Origin of the sequence: Microvirga rosea (assembly GCF_020595095.1) — a bacterium.
Classification (GTDB): domain Bacteria; phylum Pseudomonadota; class Alphaproteobacteria; order Rhizobiales; family Beijerinckiaceae; genus Microvirga; species Microvirga rosea.
This window is the reverse complement of the sequence record NZ_JAJDOP010000009.1, coordinates 32587-48095: the sequence shown is the minus strand read 5'-3', so window position 1 is coordinate 48095 and position 15509 is coordinate 32587. Positions and strand designations below refer to the sequence as shown.

The window sequence follows — 15509 nt, the reverse complement described above, 5'->3', positions numbered from 1 at the left end:
GGAAGAAAGGCGATCAGCCGAGCCGCCCCAGGATCGGAAACGTCTCCAGGAGCCAGAACGACATGGTCGTGATCCAGCCGGTCAGGAACGCGATGCCGGTGAGAACGAGCAGGACGCCCATGACCTTTTCCACCGTCGCGAAATGGGAACGCAGCCGCTTCATGAAGGCCACGAACGGCTTCATCGCGAAGGCGGCGAGTAGGAAGGGGATTCCCAGGCCCGCGGAATAGGCCGCGAGCAGCAGCGCTCCTCGGGAGACGCTCGCCTCCGATCCGGCCACCGCCAAAATGGCGGCCAGGACCGGGCCGATGCAGGGTGTCCAGCCGAACGCAAAGGCAAGCCCCATGACGTAGGCGCCCCAGAGCCCCACGGGACGGTTCACGGAAAACCGCGCCTCGCGATAAAACAGCCCGATCCGGAAGACTCCGAGAAAATGCAGGCCCATCACGATGATGGCGAGGCCCGCCAGGGTGCTCAGGACATCAAGATATTGCCGCACCGCCTGCCCGAATGCCGAGGCCGTCGCCCCGAGCAGAACGAAGACGGTTGAAAAACCTGCGACGAACAACAGAGCCGCCAGCAGCGCTCTTCGGCGCACGGCTCCTTCGCCCGCCGTCAGTTGATCGAAGGTAGTGCCCGCCAGGAACGACAGATAGGGCGGCACCAGCGGCAGGACGCAGGGGCTCAAGAAACTGATGAGGCCGCCAAGAGCCGCGGCCGGGAGAGAGACGTTCAGCATGGGACCCTTCTAGCCTCCCGTCTTCTCACAAGAAAGCCGAACCCGGACAGATCGCCAGCTTGTGAAGCGGAGCTTTTTCGGATTGCCTAGGGGCATGAGCAGCCATCGCAATCTCATCACCGACGTCGTAGGCGTCACCATTGGTCATGCGCATGACCCGATCCTCGCCTCCGGTGTGACCGTGGCCCTGTTCGACGCGCCGGCCGTCGCCTCATATGCCGTGCTGGGGGGAGCGCCCGGGACCCGCGAAACAGATCTTCTCGAACCCGACAAGATGGTGCCCGGCATCCACGGCATCGTTCTGTCCGGCGGCTCTGCCTTCGGGCTCGATGCGGCCAGCGGCGTCCAGGCTTTCCTGCGGGAACAGGGAATTGGCTTTCCGGTCGGCAACACCCGGGTTCCGCTCGTCTCCCAGGCCGTCGTCTTCGACATGCTCAATGGCGGCGACAAGAATTGGGGCCGCTACCCGCCCTACCGCGAACTGGGCTACGAGGCGGCCCGTACGGCCGGGGTAGATTTCCCCATGGGAACCGTGGGCGGAGGTTTTGGGGCCACGACAGTGAACCTGAAAGGCGGGCTCGGCTCCGCGAGCGCCTTTACGCCCTCGGGCCATGCAGTCGGAGCCGTGGTGATCGTGAACAGCATCGCTTCCGCCGTCATCGGCAACGGCCCGCACTTCTGGGCCGCCGGATTAGAGGAAGAAGCGGAGTTCGGAGGGCTTGGAATGCCCGCACGAATCTCCTCGGATGAGCGCAGGCCGATCTGGAAAGGCGGACCTCAACCGGCCACCACGATCGCCCTTGTGGCGACCGATGCCGTCCTGACCAAAGCTCAGGCAAAGCGCCTGGCCCTGTCGTCTCACGCCGGCTTTGCCAAGGCTCTGCGCTTCTCCCATGCCCTTTTCGACGGCGACACGATCTTCACCGCCGCAACTGGCCGCAAGCCGCTCCACGACGAGGCCGCAGATTTCACCCATCTGACCATCGCCGCTGCGGACTGCGTCGCTCGCGCCATCGCCCGCGGCGTCTACGAGGCGACGGCCCTTCCGTTCGATGGAGCTTTACCCGCATGGAAAGATCTGTTTGGGCAAAAGCGTTCTTAAGTCACCTCTTTGCGGGATTCGTCTCCCGCTCATCTTGCCTCATGAAAGCTTCCGCTCCGCGAATGTGGAAAAGCCGCGGGACGCGCAATATTCACCACAGGTTATGACTGTATGGTCCGCCCTTGTACTGAGGGAGACTAAAATGAAGACACGCATGTTTATTGCGGTAATGGCGGCCGTGGCGGGAGCATCCATCGCGCACGCCGAGGAGCCGCCGAAAATGGTCGGCACCTGGAAGGGAATGGCTCAAGCCGTCCATATCGGCTCGAATCCTTATCGCGTTGCCGAAAAGAACGGTCCGAACTTCTCTAGCAACGAAATCGAGTTCACCTTCGCGATCACCGAACAGCAGGGAAACCGGTTCGCCGGCACCTCGAGCAACGGCCGCTTCACCGAGACGCTGATCGGCGCGATCGGCGGCGACAACAAAACCGGCATCATGACGGACGATGACGGCAGCTTCACCTTCGCGCTTCGCGACCCGAATACTCTGGACGTCTGCTATCATCACAGCTTCGCGACAAGCCGCGTCGTATCCTGCTGGAGCCTCAAGCGAACGGGAACTTAGTTCAGTTACTCGAATTTGTGGCAAGGTCGGAGCCTCTGCTCCTCTCAAGCAAATCGCTTCAGCTGATACGCTTCGGGTCAATCACCGATGCCTAGCAATCTACTGAGCGGGGTCGTGCAGGATATGTCCCATGGTCTGCCTTATGAGATGGGCATGGCCGAACTCTCAAGAGCCAAATCCTGACGGCCCAGTTTGGTTTAGGGCCGACCTGCGCCGCAAAATGCGCGGCGCATCCCTCTGCTCGGGGAAAAACATGAACTAATCATCAGTCGGGTCTCTCATGGCAGAGCTTATCTAACACATATTTGATATATTATATTGTTGCTTAAGAGCGATACGAAGTGTAGATGGTGGCTTTTCCGCTTAGTCACCTGGCACAAAATGGCGAACGATTACAATACCATCAGGAAATTTATGCACGCTCACAAGTCCAACCCCCTGGCGCTTGCGAAGATTATGACATCGTGGGTCTGGAACTCACTTCTGCCAAGGGACCATGGGCCCGCACCTAAGAATGTTTATGACGTGCCAAAGGCGCTCACCGGTGAATGCGGCTGGCGAGATTATTTTCTTGAAACGATCTTTGCCGAGATCGGAGTCGAACACCGCCGGGCGAACTTCGGAAAGGTGCCTTTTCAGACTGGGCATACGGCCACAGAACTGTTCATTAATGGCAAGTGGATGTTCTTCGATGCTACCTATGGCACCTATTTTACGAAAAAGGGCAGCGATATACCTCTCTCCATTGAAGAAGCACGCAATAACTGGCCGAATGTCGACATTAAACAGTCAGACCTTCCAGGTTGGACGGGAAAGTTCACTGATCTAAAAACAATCAGCCCGTCTGCTTACTCAACTGTGCATGACAGCATCGCACAAGTTCCATTCAGCATTTATGATTATGAGGGCATCGTTTGCGGTGAATACAACAGTCTGTATTTTGGACCTATTTCGACATATTATGTCGATGGCAAAAGCCCGAAGGTGCCGACGCCGGATAGAAGCTGGAAGGTTAAATACGACACGCACAAAGCCTCCAATTGGAGCAAGCTTGTCAATTTCTACGACGGCAATAAGAAGCTGTACGCTCAGCACGTTCTTTATGACAACAAGACTCAACGATTTGTAGAATTGAGCCGGGACAAAGACGAAGCAGCTGCGAAGAAAACAAGCTTCGTGACAGAAAAAAATATTCTCGAATATGAAGTCATTCGCAATAAGGACGGCACTCTACGGACTATCGAGTATGATAAGGCCCTTTATGAAAAGTGGTCATCTCGAGATACGTTTTACTATAAGAACCTCGATCATCAGTTTATAAAAAACGATGATGGCTCATCATGGTACTTCGAGGCGGATGACCTTAATCAACAATCTTGGACCAGCTATCAAGACACATACGACCCCACTGGCACGACCGTAAAAACATCGATCGCCTATGACGATGGGACATTGATCGACATCGATTGGCAGAGCGGCACTCCCATTCCATCGAAGGAGAGGTCCGATCTGGTTTTGGGAACATCGAACAACGATCAACTCGCCGGCAGCGATTCAAACGACATTATCATAGGCCACTCAGGCAACGATCTTATGTATGGTTCCGCCGGGCAAGATTTCATGCTCGGTGGAGCTGGCAGCGATACCCTGAACGGAGGACTAGGGGGTGACATCTTCTTCGGAGGCAAAGGTGCCGATACTTTCGTTTGGGATGGCATTGCCGACATAGATATATGGAGAAACTCCACTGATATTATCAAAGACTTTTCGCGCAAGGAGGGAGATCTCATCGATCTACACCTTCTTGACGCATCCACCGTGCGCTCCGGCAATCAGGCTTTCACGTTTATCGGAGCGGAAAATTTCAGTGCTCCAGGGCAAATCAGGTATATCCATAAGGGCAACGATACCTATCTGCTCTTGAACACAGACAAGGATTCATCACCTGAAGGTGTCATTGTCCTGTCAGGCATTATGGATCCTAAAGCATCTTGGTTCAGTCTTTGACTAGGATCTCCGAGCGTTCTGTCGAAAGACCGTGCAACCGCCGCAGCCCTGATATTTGGGCTGCGGTCACCGAAAGCCCGCGGCCCTAGGTTCAGAACCGCTCCGGCCGATATGGCTTGGGATCGATCACCGGGGCTTCACCGGTGATCATCTCGGCGAGGATTCGCCCGGTGATCGGTCCTAAGGTCATGCCGTGGTGAGCATGGCCGAAGCCGAGCCAGAGGTTCTTATGGCGCGGCGCCTGGCCGATGATCGGCATCATGTCCGGCGTGCAGGGACGCATGCCCATCCAGGGTTCCGGATCGACCCGCTCGCCCAGGGGGAAGAACTCCTTGGCGATCGGCTCGGCCCGCTGGAGCTGCACCGGCGTCATCGGAGCATCGCGGTCGGCGAATTCAGCTCCCGTGGTCAGGCGGATGCCGCGGGCCATGGGCGCCAGGAAGTACCCGCGCTCGAAATCCAGGGTCGGGCGATTGAGAACCGCATTCCCTTGCGCCTTGTAGTGCATATGGTAGCCGCGCTTCACGGCGAGCGGGAAGCGATAACCGAACTTGCGCGTCACCACATCGGCCCAGGGACCGAGGGCGACGACGACGGCGCCCGCATCGACCGGTCCTTTCTCGGTCTGAAGACGCCATCCGTCGGCGGTCTGCTCCAAGGACTTCGCATCCCCGGCGGCCATATCGCCTCCGAGCCGTTCGTACAGCTCCACATAGGACATGACGAGCGCGTGCGGATCATAAATCGCAGCCGGATCCGTCCAGTGGATGCCGCCCTTCAGGGCAACCTTGAGATGCGGCTCGCGCTCGGCCACCGACCGGCTGTCGAGGGCATCGAAATTCACCCCGAAATCGCGCTTCACGGCTTCCGCGTCCCGGAGCTGCGTCTCCATGGCCTTATCGGACCGGAACACCTTCATCCAACCTGTCGGGCGAATAAGCTGCGACGAGCCGGCTTCTTCCGCCAGGGCCATGTGCTCCGTGACGCTATGTTCGATCAGGGGCGCATAAAGCCGCGCGATCGCCTTGTGCTGCGCCGGACGGGAATGCATCCAGTACTGGAACAGGAACGGCGCGATCTTCGGCAGGGCCGCAAGGTGGTAATGCGCATCGATGGTGTTGTTCAGGGCGTAGCGCAGCAAAGCACCGAAATCGTGCGGGAATCCATAGGGATAGACACCCTCGCGCTGGATCAGGCCCGCATTGCCGAAAGACGTCTCGAGACCGGGTTGTCGCTTGTCCACGAGAAGCACGGAACGACCCCGCTTCTGCAGGTGCACGGCGATCGATACGCCGACAATGCCGGCACCCAGAACCACAACATCCTTACGCATCTAGACCCTGCCTCGTTTCAAATGCTCTCAGGCCCGAGAGATCGAGAGGCGAAAGAGCCCCTCGCGCGTGGGCATCTTTACTCCCGAACGTTCGGGGCCGTCCACGGATTTCCTGTGGCAAATGGCCCTCTCCCCAACTGTCTCGGCGACGGATGCCGGGCTTGCCGCCTCTGCCCGTTGCCGTCGGACCACGGTCATGCTACCGCGCCCGCATGACACGTCCCCTGCTGATCGCCCCCTCCATCCTGGCCTCCGATTTTTCCAAGCTCGGCGAGGAAGTCCGCGCCATCGACAAGGCCGGCGCCGACTGGATCCACATCGACGTCATGGACGGCCATTTCGTGCCGAACATCACCCTGGGCCCGGATATCGTGAAGGCCCTCCGTCCGCACACGAGCAAGATCTTCGACGTCCATTTGATGATCGCGCCGGTGGATCCGTACCTGGAAGCCTTCGCCAAGGCTGGGGCCGACATCATCAGCATCCACGCCGAAGCGGGTCCTCATCTCCACCGCAGCCTCCAGACCATCCGTGCCCTGGGGAAGAAGGCCGGCATCGTCCTCAATCCCGGCACTCACGAATCCGCCATCGAGCCCGTGCTGGACATGGTCGACCTGATCCTGCTGATGACGGTCAATCCGGGCTTCGGAGGCCAGGCCTTCATCGGTTCGGTCTGCGATAAGGTTCGCCGGATCAAGGCCATGGTCGGCGACCGGGACATCGACATCGAGATCGACGGCGGCGTAACGCCCGAGACCGCTCCTCTCGTGACGGCGGCGGGAGCGAACGTGCTGGTGGCGGGATCCGCGACCTTCAAGGGCGGGCCCGACGCTTACGGCCGCAACATGGCAGCCATCCGCGACGCCGCCGAAAAGGCCCGCTAGGACGGGCGGCGTCCTGAACGCGGAACCTGCATGGCCTCATTCCGGTCGGTGTCGCGCCGGCCGGCACGAAGAAGGAGCCAACCGCCGATCAGCATGGCGGCGCCCCAGACCAGAAATCCCATATCCCAATAGATCCACTGCTCGCGCGGCACCGTTTCATTCACATGGTGGAGCCCCAGCAGCTGGTGATCGACAATTCCCTCTACGAGGTTGAAGATCCCGAAGCCCATGAGGATCGTGGCGACGAGAAGCTTGCCGGACCACCTGATATGCGTCCGTCGCGACCGGCGCCACAGGATGAACAGCCCGAGAACCGTGAACACATAGGTCGACAGGTGAAAAAGGCCGTCCCAAAGGACGTTGACCTGAAGATTGGGAACGCTGACCGGCGGATAGCCCGCGCTTGAGAGCAGGTGGTGCCATTGAAGCACCTGGTGGAGCACGATGCCGTCGAAAAATCCGCCAAGGCCAAGACCGAGCAGAATGCCCGCGGAAACGGGAAAAGCCTGATCGTCCGGGCTGTCGCGGTTCATCCTGGTTCACCTCCCGATTCGGGCATGACCTCAAAACGATGGCTTCACAGGTTTTGTTCAGCCTGTTGGGACGATATTCGTCAGACGCGGGTCACGCCTGACAGGCCGGCGGTCAGAAGCCTGCTGAGCAGATCGGCCAAGCGTTCGACGAAGTCGTCATCCAGTTTGAAGTTGAGCGGCGCCCGTCCAAGATGCTCGTAGTCGCGCACGAAGATAAAGCCCTGGTGCAGCAGCCAGAGGGTTGAAATGGCAACGGCTTCCGGATCGGCATCCTCCCCCAGGAACCGCCGCACGAGGCCTTCCGCGACAGGGAGCACGGACGTGTTTTCCGAAACCACCAGCTCTTGGAACGCATCCGTTCTCTGAAGGACCTCCCAGTTCAGGATCCGGATGAAACGGGCCAGCTGCTCCCGTTTGTTAAGCGGCAGGAGCTGCTGACGCACGAAGAGCCGCAACGCTTCCTGCGGCTCCATCGCTTCGAGCTTTTCGGGCTCCAGGAGATTGAACGCCTTGAACGCCTGAAAGGTCGCGCGCAGCACCTCTCGATAAAGCCCCTCCTTGCCGCCGAAATGGTAGGTGATGGCAGCCTGATTGGCCTGTGCCTTGCGGGTGATCTCGCGGACGGAAGCGCCCTCGTATCCCTTCTCGGCGAAGACGGCGACCGCCGCATCCACCAGGGCCTGACGCGTCCTGTCTGCCGGTCGGATCATTTCAACACGAGGTCGGTGAGCGAGCCGCCCAGCGACGCGACGGCGGTTACGATCCGGTCTCCGGAGGGCACGAAGTGCGGAAGCGGGATGCCCAGGAGATGCAGGCGTCTTTCCTCAGCCGTTTCCTGGGAAGCCTGCGCGGCCTGAATACTCGTCTCGATCACCGGACGCACCGGCGGGAGAACCGCATGCGGGCTGAACTTACCGCACTCATCCGCGCAGCCAGCCAGAGCCGCCAGGCGTATCTTGCTGCCAGAGTTCTCATCGGCTCGCGCTTCCGCCACCGGCCACTCCTGACCAGAAAGAGCGGCGCTCGCGGTCAATCCGAAGACCGCCGCAAATTCAGCCGGGCTGGCAACCTGGGGCCGGAAGGAATCGGCCGTGAAATTGGCGTTCAGAAGGCTCGCCGCGGCTTGGGGGGCGAGGCTCTCCGTCGCCGTGGGCCCGGCTCCAGTACTCGCGGCGTCCTGCTTCAGATACGCATTGGAGATGGCCGCGACGCACACGGTCGCCGCCACGGACACAACAACCTGAAGGACGATCTTCTCGCTCAGATCGATCGTTTTACGCACGAGCCGGTTCATGGTGGGCCGCATGGAATCCTCGGAAAGTTGCAGGCAGAATTCAAACATTCGTATGAATTTCAAACGGGCGTTTGAGGCAAAACTGAGGCCAGGTCAAGGAGCGGGTCTCTCCTCGTTCATCCGGCAGTGGATTTTTTGCGACGGTGCGCACTTTCAGAAACCAGGGCTTCAGGGCCAAGTGGTCGCTTGTGTTCCGGAGCATCATCCAATAGCGATCAGCGCCATGTGGCCGGAGCCGGCCGAATGCTCGCATCCCTTCAAAGATCGACGCGCAGGCTCCGAGCTCCCAAGGTAATCTCGCACGCAGGAGAAAGACCGTGATCCCCCGCTACAGCCGCCCCGAGATGGTGGCCATCTGGTCGCCCGAAACCAAGTTCCGGATCTGGTTCGAAATCGAGGCGCATGCCACCACGGCCCTCGCCGATCTCGGTGTCGTCCCCAAGGAGGCGGCAGACCGTGTTTGGGACAAGGGCTCCGCGGCGACCTTCGATGTGGAGCGCATCGACGAGATCGAGCGCGAGGTGAAGCACGATGTCATCGCGTTCCTGACACACCTTTCCGAGATCGTGGGGCCGGAGGCGCGCTTCGTCCACCAGGGCATGACCTCGTCGGACGTGCTCGACACGACGTTCAACGTCCAGCTGGTGCGCGCCTCCGACCTGCTTCTGCGGGACATCGATGCGCTGCTCGCGGCTCTGAAGCGCCGGGCCTTCGAGCACAAGATGACGCCGACCATCGGCCGCTCGCACGGCATCCACGCGGAGCCGACGACCTTCGGCCTCAAGCTCGCCCAGGCTTATGCGGAATTCGAGCGCTGCAAGCTCCGGCTCATCGAGGCGCAGCGGGAAATCGCCACCTGCGCCATCTCCGGGGCGGTCGGGACCTTCGCCAACATCGATCCGCGCGTCGAGGAATATGTGGCCGAGAAAATGGGCCTCTCGGTCGAGCCGGTCTCGACCCAGGTCATCCCGCGCGACCGCCACGCCATGTATTTCGCGACGCTCGCGGTGATCGCGTCCTCCATCGAGCGTCTGGCGACGGAAGTCCGCCACCTGCAGCGCAGCGAAGTGCTGGAAGCGGAGGAGTATTTCTCCGCAGGCCAGAAAGGCTCCTCGGCCATGCCGCATAAGCGCAACCCGGTGCTAACGGAGAACCTGACCGGCCTTGCTCGCATGGTCAGGGCCTATGCGCTGCCGGCCATGGAGAACGTCGCCCTCTGGCACGAGCGGGACATTTCCCACTCCTCGGTCGAACGCATGATCGGACCGGACGCGACCGTCACCCTCGATTTCGCCCTGGCGCGCCTGACCGGCGTGATCGACAAGCTCGTCGTCTACCCGGAGAACATGCAGAAGAACCTGGACCGCCTCGGCGGCCTCGTGCATTCGCAGCGCGTTCTTCTCGCCCTCACCCAGAAGGGCGCCTCCCGCGAGGAGGCCTATCGCCTGGTTCAGCGCAACGCCATGCCGGTCTGGCGCGGTGAAGGCGACTTCCTAACGCTACTAAAGAACGACGGGGACGTGACCCAATACCTGTCGCCCGCCGAAATCGAAGCCTGCTTTGACCTTGGCTACCACTACAAGCATGTGGATACGATCTTTACGCGGGTCTTCGGCGCGTCCAAAGCATAGCTTAGGGGTGGAAATCTTTCCCTAATGAGCGAAAATCCCCGTCCGGAGATAAACGACGACGGGGATTTTCCATGCTGTCGGAGACGCTTCTCAAGACGGCCCTGGCCCGGGCCGTGAAACACGGCACGTTGGCCCTCACCACCGCCGGAGGCCAGAACTTCACCTTCGGCGACGGCACCGAGCCGAAGGTCGCGATCCGCTTCACCGACGAAGCCGCCCAGCTCGCCCTTTGCCTCCATCCTGAACTGAAACTGGGCGAACTGTTTACGGACGGGCGGCTGGTGATCGAGAGCGGTACGATCTTCGATCTGCTTCAGCTTCTCCTGCAGGATACGCACGGGGAGTTCGACGAGCTGCCGCTCCACCGCCTGCGCAGGATCCGGACCTGGATGCAGCTGCGCAGCGAAAATGACGCAGCCCGCTCGAAGCGCAACGTCGCCCATCACTATGATCTGGACGGCCGCCTCTACAGCCTCTTTCTGGACAGCGACAAGCAATACTCGTGCGCCTATTTCGACCATCCCGACGCCACCCTCGAGGAGGCGCAGATGGCCAAGAAGCGGCACATCACCGCCAAGCTGCTGCTCGACCCGGGCCAGAGCGTCCTCGATATCGGCTCCGGCTGGGGCGGGCTCGGTCTCTATATGGCCCAGGCGGCCGGTGCGGGCTCGGTCAAGGGCGTCACGCTCTCGGAGGAACAGCTCGAGGTCTCCAGGAAGCGGGCGGCGGCGGCGGGCCTGCCCGAAAGGGTTCGCTTCGAGCTGGAGGACTACCGGTCCACCCAAGGAACATTCGACCGCATCGTTTCCGTCGGCATGTTCGAGCATGTGGGTGTCCCATCCTATGAAACCTATTTCCAGGCGGTCCATCGCCTTTTGAAAAACGATGGGGTGATGCTGCTTCACACGATCGGCCGGACCGGCAGGCCGTACCCGACCAATCCCTGGATTGCCCGCTACATCTTTCCTGGCGGGCACCTGCCGACCCTGTCCGAGATCACCCCGGCGATCGAACAGGCAGGGCTGATCGTCACGGATGTCGAAATCCTCCGGCTGCACTACGCCTTCACCCTCGAGAAATGGCGCGAGAAGTTCATGGCGCAGCGCGAGGAAGTGCTGCGGCTGTATGACGAGCGGTTCTGCCGGATGTGGGAATGCTATCTCGCCATGTCTGAATCGGCCTTCCGGTTCCAGGATGCGGTGGTGTTCCAGATCCAGCTCGCCAAGCGCAACGATACCGTACCCCTGACGCGGGACTATATCGCCGAGCGCGAAGCGGCCTTGAAGCTTGCCGAGACGACGGAGCTGAAGAAAAGCGCGTAGGCCGCCGGACCTCGAAGGGCACGCCGCACTCGTGGCTACGAACGCATCGCCCGGCGCGAAAAACCGGGGCCGCTTTTCGCCGAAGGGGACCTCCGGTTCCGCAATGCGCGGGCGTTTTCATCTTGAACGCGGCCCGGCGGACCTCTACCTCCGGACTATGAAAACTTCAGACTGCGATATTCTCATCGTTCCCGGCTATCAGGACTCAGGCGTCGACCATTGGCAGAGCCGCTGGGAACGGCAACTCTCGACGGCCCGCCGGGTCAAGCAGGAAAGCTGGGTTTCCCCCAACAGGGACGAATGGGTCCGGAAGATCGTCGAGGATGTGACGGCGGCGGAGCTGCCGGTGGTTCTCGTCGGTCACAGCCTGGGAGTCCTGGCCATTGCCCATGCGGCTCCGCTCCTGCCTCGCAACAAGGTGCAGGGCGCGTTCCTGGTTGGCTTGCCCGATGCGGAACGGCCCGGATTCGTGCCGGAGATCGACAAATCCTTCGCGCCGATCCCCCGGGATCCCCTGCCCTTCCCGTCGGTTCTGGTGGCCAGCCGCACGGACCCGAATTGCGACTACGATAAGGCCGAGGACATTGCGTATTCCTGGGGATCCGCGATCGTCGATGCCGGAGACGCGGGCCACATCAACACGGCGAGCGGCCATGGGCCCTGGCCGGAGGGATTGATGCGCTTCGCCGGGTTTCTGAAGCACCTCTGAGCAGACCACCTCCCCCTGTCGTCCACATGACAAAAAGTTCATGTGCCAGTCACGTGAGGGACAGCAGGATCATCCGATCCTGATGTCCTCAACGTGTACAGGAGGAGTTTCCATGAAGACCCTAGCCATCCTTTCTGCTGCGTCCGCCCTGGTGCTGGCCGGCACGGTGGCCTACGCACAGCCTGCTCCTCCGCCTCCAGGCGGCCCCGGTGGTTCGAGCGGTCCCGGCCCGCGACAACAGATGAGCCGCGAGGATTTCGAAGCCCTGACCGACGCCCGAATCGCCTCCATCCAGGCGGGCCTCAAGCTTACGGCCGACCAGCAGAAGCTCTGGGGGCCGGTCGAGCAGGCCCTAAGGTCTCAGTCCGCCGCCAGGATCCAACGGTTCGAGGAACGGCGCCAGCAGGGTCCCCGCGCGGAGCGGCCCGACCTCATGCAGCGCCTCGAGCGCGGCGCCGAGATGGCGACCAAGCGCGCGGAAAGTCTGAATGCCCTGTCCACCGCCATGAAGCCCTTCTGGGCCTCCCTGGACGACCGTCAGAAGCGCCTGCTCCCTGTTCTCATGCGCGAGGGACGCCCCGGGCGCGGAGCCTGGCACGGACATCATGGCCCCCGCGGAATGGGAATGATGCGCCACGGACCGGGCATGCCGGGCGGCGATCAGCCCCCGGCTCCGCCGAAGCAGCCGTGACGAAGAGGAAAGGCCGCCCGCGAGGCGGCCTTTTTTCATCGGGCACCCTTTCCTTCCCTCACAGGAAATCCAGGCAAAAGAAAAGGCCGCCTTTCGGCGGCCTTTTCGTATCTGCAACAAACGTCGCGCTGCTTAGCGCGAGTAGAACTCGATCACGAGGTTCGGTTCCATCTGGACCGGGTACGGCACCTCGGACAGGGTCGGGATGCGGGTCACGCGGGCCGTCATCTTGGAATGATCGACCTCGATGTAATCCGGCACGTCGCGCTCGGCGAGCTGGCTCGCCACGATGACGACTTCGAGCTGCTTCGACTTTTCCTTCACCTCGATCACGTCACCCGGCTTCACAAGGTAGCTCGGGATGTTCACGCGGCGGCCGTTGACCTTCACGTGACCATGGTTGACGAACTGACGCGCGGCGAACGGGGTCGCGACGAACTTCGCGCGGTACACGACCGCGTCGAGACGGCGCTCCAGAAGGCCGACCAGGTTCTCACCGGAGTCGCCGCGGATGCGGATCGCTTCGGCGTAGTACCGGCGGAACTGCTTCTCGGTGATGTTGGCGTAGTAACCCTTGAGCTTCTGCTTGGCGCGCAGCTGCGTGCCGAAGTCGGAAAGCTTGCCTTTGCGGCGCTGGCCGTGCTGGCCGGGGCCGTATTCGCGGCGATTGACGGGGCTCTTCGGGCGACCCCAGATATTCTGACCCATGCGGCGGTCAAGCTTATGCTTGGCCTGAATGCGCTTCGACATCGCGGTTCCTCTTGTTGTCGAACGGTTTCGAGGAACGCGCCCTCCTCTTCCCCTAGGGGACGACAGGCCGACCGGAGCCGGGCCACGGGTGCGTAAAAAGTTTGCGCGGCCGTTGCCGGACCGCGCGAACCGGGATGCACTAGTGGAAACGAGCCTGCCTGTCAAGGAAGCGGTCATGGAAACGTGCCGCGGCAGGCCGCACAGGCGCGGCGTTACCCGCCTGCCCGCGATGCCGGTTCGACAGGCGCGAACAGATACCGGTCGAACCATGTCGGGAAGGCGCGGACGAGCGCCGGGGTCCCCTTTACGATCAAGCCCAGCTTCCGAGCCTCGCCGAAACTGACATCGCCTCGCCACCAGGCGACCAGGGCCGCCAGCGGAGTGCTGACCACGACAGGCTCCGGATAGCCGGGATTCTGCGTGCACAAGGAGACCTCCTCCAACCTCAGCAGCATGAAGCGCGTCGACCGGTGCCCCTGTACCTCGAAGCGCACGACGAGCGGGTCCCGCGGCAGGGCGTCGGCCTTTACTCTGCGCTGCATATCGACCAGCAAGGGATCCAGATCGAGGTCCTCCGTCTCAGGTCGCCGCGGCAGCCACCGTTGTCCCCATGTGCCGAGGGCGCTGACCAGAGGCATCAGCTCTCGTCCCGATTGGGTCAGGTCGTATTCGGGTCCGTGCTCCCCTTCGATACGGGCGACCGCTCCGATATGCACGAGGTCCTGCAGCCGCTCCGACAGCATGGTCTTGGATATGCGCGGGATCCCGCGACGAATGTCGTTGAAGCGCCGGCTGCCGCACAAAAGCTCCCGCACGATCAGCAGCGTCCACCGGCCGCCCAGAACCTCGTGGGCGCGGGCCATCGAACAAAATTGGCCATATCCTGTCATGGACAGAGGGCTATCACGGCCCCGGGTGGCCAGGAAGTCCGGATTCCGGACCTGACGCATCGATCCATCCGGAATACGCCGTGACGATCCACCATGGAACGATCAGGGGCTGACATCATGGGTCAAGCGCAGAGCACAATCCTCGACAGCATCGGCAAGACGCGCCTTCTCGCCTTGCGGAGGATCACGCCGTCCAACGGAGCCCGTATTCTGCTGAAGCTTGAGAACGAGAATCCGACCGGCAGCATGAAGGACCGCATGGCTCTGGCGATGATCGAAGCCGCCGAAGCGGACGGACGTCTCGCCCCGGGCGGATCGGTTGTGGAATACACCGGAGGCAGCACGGGGGTCTCCCTGTCCCTGGTTTGCGCCGTGAAGGGATATCCCCTCCATATCGTGACGTCGGATGCGTTCGCCCGCGAGAAGCTCGATCATATGCGCATTCTCGGTGCCAGGCTTCGCGTCCTGACGAGCGACAGCGGCCGCATGACGGAAAAACTCACCCGTGACATGATCGAGGCCGCCCGCATTATCGCATCGGAAACAGGCTCGTTCTGGACGGACCAGATGAACAATCGGGACCAGTTGGCGGCCTATCACAAGCTGGCCGATGAAATCTGGTCCCAGACCGAGGGCCGGATCGATGCGTTCGTGCAAAGCGTCGGAACGGCCGCATCCCTTCGGGGCACGGCGGAGGGTCTGCGCCGTCATCGCGAGAAGATCCGGATCATCGCCGTCGAGCCCTCGGAATCGGCGGTGCTGTCAGGGGGCCCCACCGGCGCGCACAAGATCGACGGAATAGGCGCCGGCTATGTAGTGCCGCTCTGGCAGGATGACATCCCTGATCGCATCGAGAAGGTTTCAACCGAGGACGCGAAGGACATGGCATTGCGTCTGGCGCGCGAGGAAGGGTTGTTCGCGGGCACGTCCACGGGAGCAAACGTCATCGCGGCGATGCGGGAAGCCGAGCGTCTCGGACCCGATGCCCGCATCGTCACGATCATGTGCGACACCGGGATGAAGTATCTGAGGGCCTATGGAACCGATCCTCTCTGA

At 61.5% G+C, this 15509-nt stretch carries 16 protein-coding genes; 9 read left to right on the top strand and 7 right to left on the bottom strand.

The window, feature by feature from the left end; all coding sequences use genetic code 11:
- Nucleotides 1-13: 13 nt before the first annotated feature.
- Complete coding sequence (locus LJD17_RS19030; protein ID WP_227385792.1) at nt 14-739, bottom strand: cytochrome c biogenesis CcdA family protein; 726 nt, start codon at nt 737-739, stop codon at nt 14-16.
- Between the two features lie 94 nt (nt 740-833).
- On the opposite strand from LJD17_RS19030, the gene LJD17_RS19025 reads away from it, so the two are divergent.
- The 3 genes from LJD17_RS19025 to LJD17_RS19015 all read left to right on the top strand — a co-directional run bounded on the left by LJD17_RS19025 (nt 834) and on the right by LJD17_RS19015 (nt 4416).
- Entirely contained in the window at nt 834-1841 is a 1008-nt protein-coding gene (locus tag LJD17_RS19025) for a P1 family peptidase (protein ID WP_227385791.1), read from the top strand.
- Nucleotides 1842-1983: 142 nt separating this feature from the next.
- Complete coding sequence (locus LJD17_RS19020; protein ID WP_227385790.1) at nt 1984-2409, top strand: hypothetical protein; 426 nt, start codon at nt 1984-1986, stop codon at nt 2407-2409.
- A 414-nt stretch (nt 2410-2823) separates the two neighbouring features.
- Nucleotides 2824-4416 (top strand): calcium-binding protein, encoded by a 1593-nt coding sequence (locus LJD17_RS19015; RefSeq protein ID WP_227385789.1) that lies wholly within the window; start codon nt 2824-2826, stop codon nt 4414-4416.
- 91 nt (nt 4417-4507) lie between these two features.
- On the opposite strand, the gene LJD17_RS19010 is transcribed toward LJD17_RS19015, so the two are convergent.
- Complete coding sequence (locus LJD17_RS19010; protein ID WP_227385788.1) at nt 4508-5749, bottom strand: NAD(P)/FAD-dependent oxidoreductase; 1242 nt, start codon at nt 5747-5749, stop codon at nt 4508-4510.
- Between the two features lie 212 nt (nt 5750-5961).
- On the opposite strand from LJD17_RS19010, the gene rpe reads away from it, so the two are divergent.
- Entirely contained in the window at nt 5962-6633 is a 672-nt protein-coding gene (rpe, locus tag LJD17_RS19005; RefSeq protein ID WP_227385787.1) for a ribulose-phosphate 3-epimerase, read from the top strand.
- On the opposite strand, the gene LJD17_RS19000 is transcribed toward rpe, so the two are convergent.
- From LJD17_RS19000 to LJD17_RS18990, 3 genes are all read right to left on the bottom strand, one after another.
- Nucleotides 6630-7166, bottom strand: coding sequence for a DUF2243 domain-containing protein (locus LJD17_RS19000; protein ID WP_227385786.1), 537 nt, complete (start codon nt 7164-7166; stop codon nt 6630-6632). The genes rpe and LJD17_RS19000 overlap by 4 nt on opposite strands.
- An 80-nt stretch (nt 7167-7246) precedes the next feature.
- The gene (locus LJD17_RS18995; protein ID WP_227385785.1) at nt 7247-7876 is read right to left on the bottom strand and encodes a TetR/AcrR family transcriptional regulator; all 630 of its coding nucleotides are present in this window, start codon (nt 7874-7876) and stop codon (nt 7247-7249) included.
- Nucleotides 7873-8472 carry a hypothetical protein gene (locus LJD17_RS18990; protein ID WP_227385784.1) on the bottom strand — a complete coding sequence of 200 codons (600 nt, stop codon included), beginning with the start codon at nt 8470-8472 and terminating at the stop codon, nt 7873-7875. Before LJD17_RS18990 ends, LJD17_RS18995 begins: the two co-directional genes overlap by 4 nt.
- 305 nt (nt 8473-8777) lie before the next feature.
- Here LJD17_RS18990 and purB point away from each other — a divergent pair, with 305 nt between their 5' ends.
- From purB to LJD17_RS18970, 4 genes are all read left to right on the top strand, one after another.
- Nucleotides 8778-10091, top strand: a complete 1314-nt coding sequence (gene purB / locus LJD17_RS18985) for an adenylosuccinate lyase (protein ID WP_227385783.1) — start codon at nt 8778-8780, stop codon at nt 10089-10091.
- 71 nt (nt 10092-10162) lie between these two features.
- Nucleotides 10163-11413: an SAM-dependent methyltransferase gene (locus tag LJD17_RS18980; protein WP_227385782.1), complete on the top strand. Its 1251-nt coding sequence runs from the start codon at nt 10163-10165 to the stop codon at nt 11411-11413.
- A 157-nt stretch (nt 11414-11570) separates the two neighbouring features.
- A complete protein-coding gene (locus LJD17_RS18975) occupies nt 11571-12122 on the top strand; it encodes an RBBP9/YdeN family alpha/beta hydrolase (RefSeq protein ID WP_227385781.1) in 552 nt (183 codons plus the stop codon).
- Nucleotides 12123-12234: 112 nt separating this feature from the next.
- On the top strand, nt 12235-12813 hold the full coding sequence (locus LJD17_RS18970) for a Spy/CpxP family protein refolding chaperone (RefSeq protein ID WP_227385780.1): 579 nt from the start codon (nt 12235-12237) through the stop codon (nt 12811-12813).
- Nucleotides 12814-12945: 132 nt separating this feature from the next.
- Here LJD17_RS18970 and rpsD read toward each other — a convergent pair whose 3' ends face one another.
- Both rpsD and LJD17_RS18960 read right to left on the bottom strand, forming a co-directional pair.
- Nucleotides 12946-13563, bottom strand: a complete 618-nt coding sequence (gene rpsD, locus LJD17_RS18965) for a 30S ribosomal protein S4 (RefSeq protein WP_227385779.1) — start codon at nt 13561-13563, stop codon at nt 12946-12948.
- Between the two features lie 212 nt (nt 13564-13775).
- Complete coding sequence (locus LJD17_RS18960; RefSeq protein ID WP_227385778.1) at nt 13776-14513, bottom strand: winged helix-turn-helix transcriptional regulator; 738 nt, start codon at nt 14511-14513, stop codon at nt 13776-13778.
- Between the two features lie 57 nt (nt 14514-14570).
- Between LJD17_RS18960 and LJD17_RS18955 the strand changes: the two genes are divergently transcribed.
- Entirely contained in the window at nt 14571-15509 is a 939-nt protein-coding gene (locus LJD17_RS18955; RefSeq protein WP_227385777.1) for a PLP-dependent cysteine synthase family protein, read from the top strand.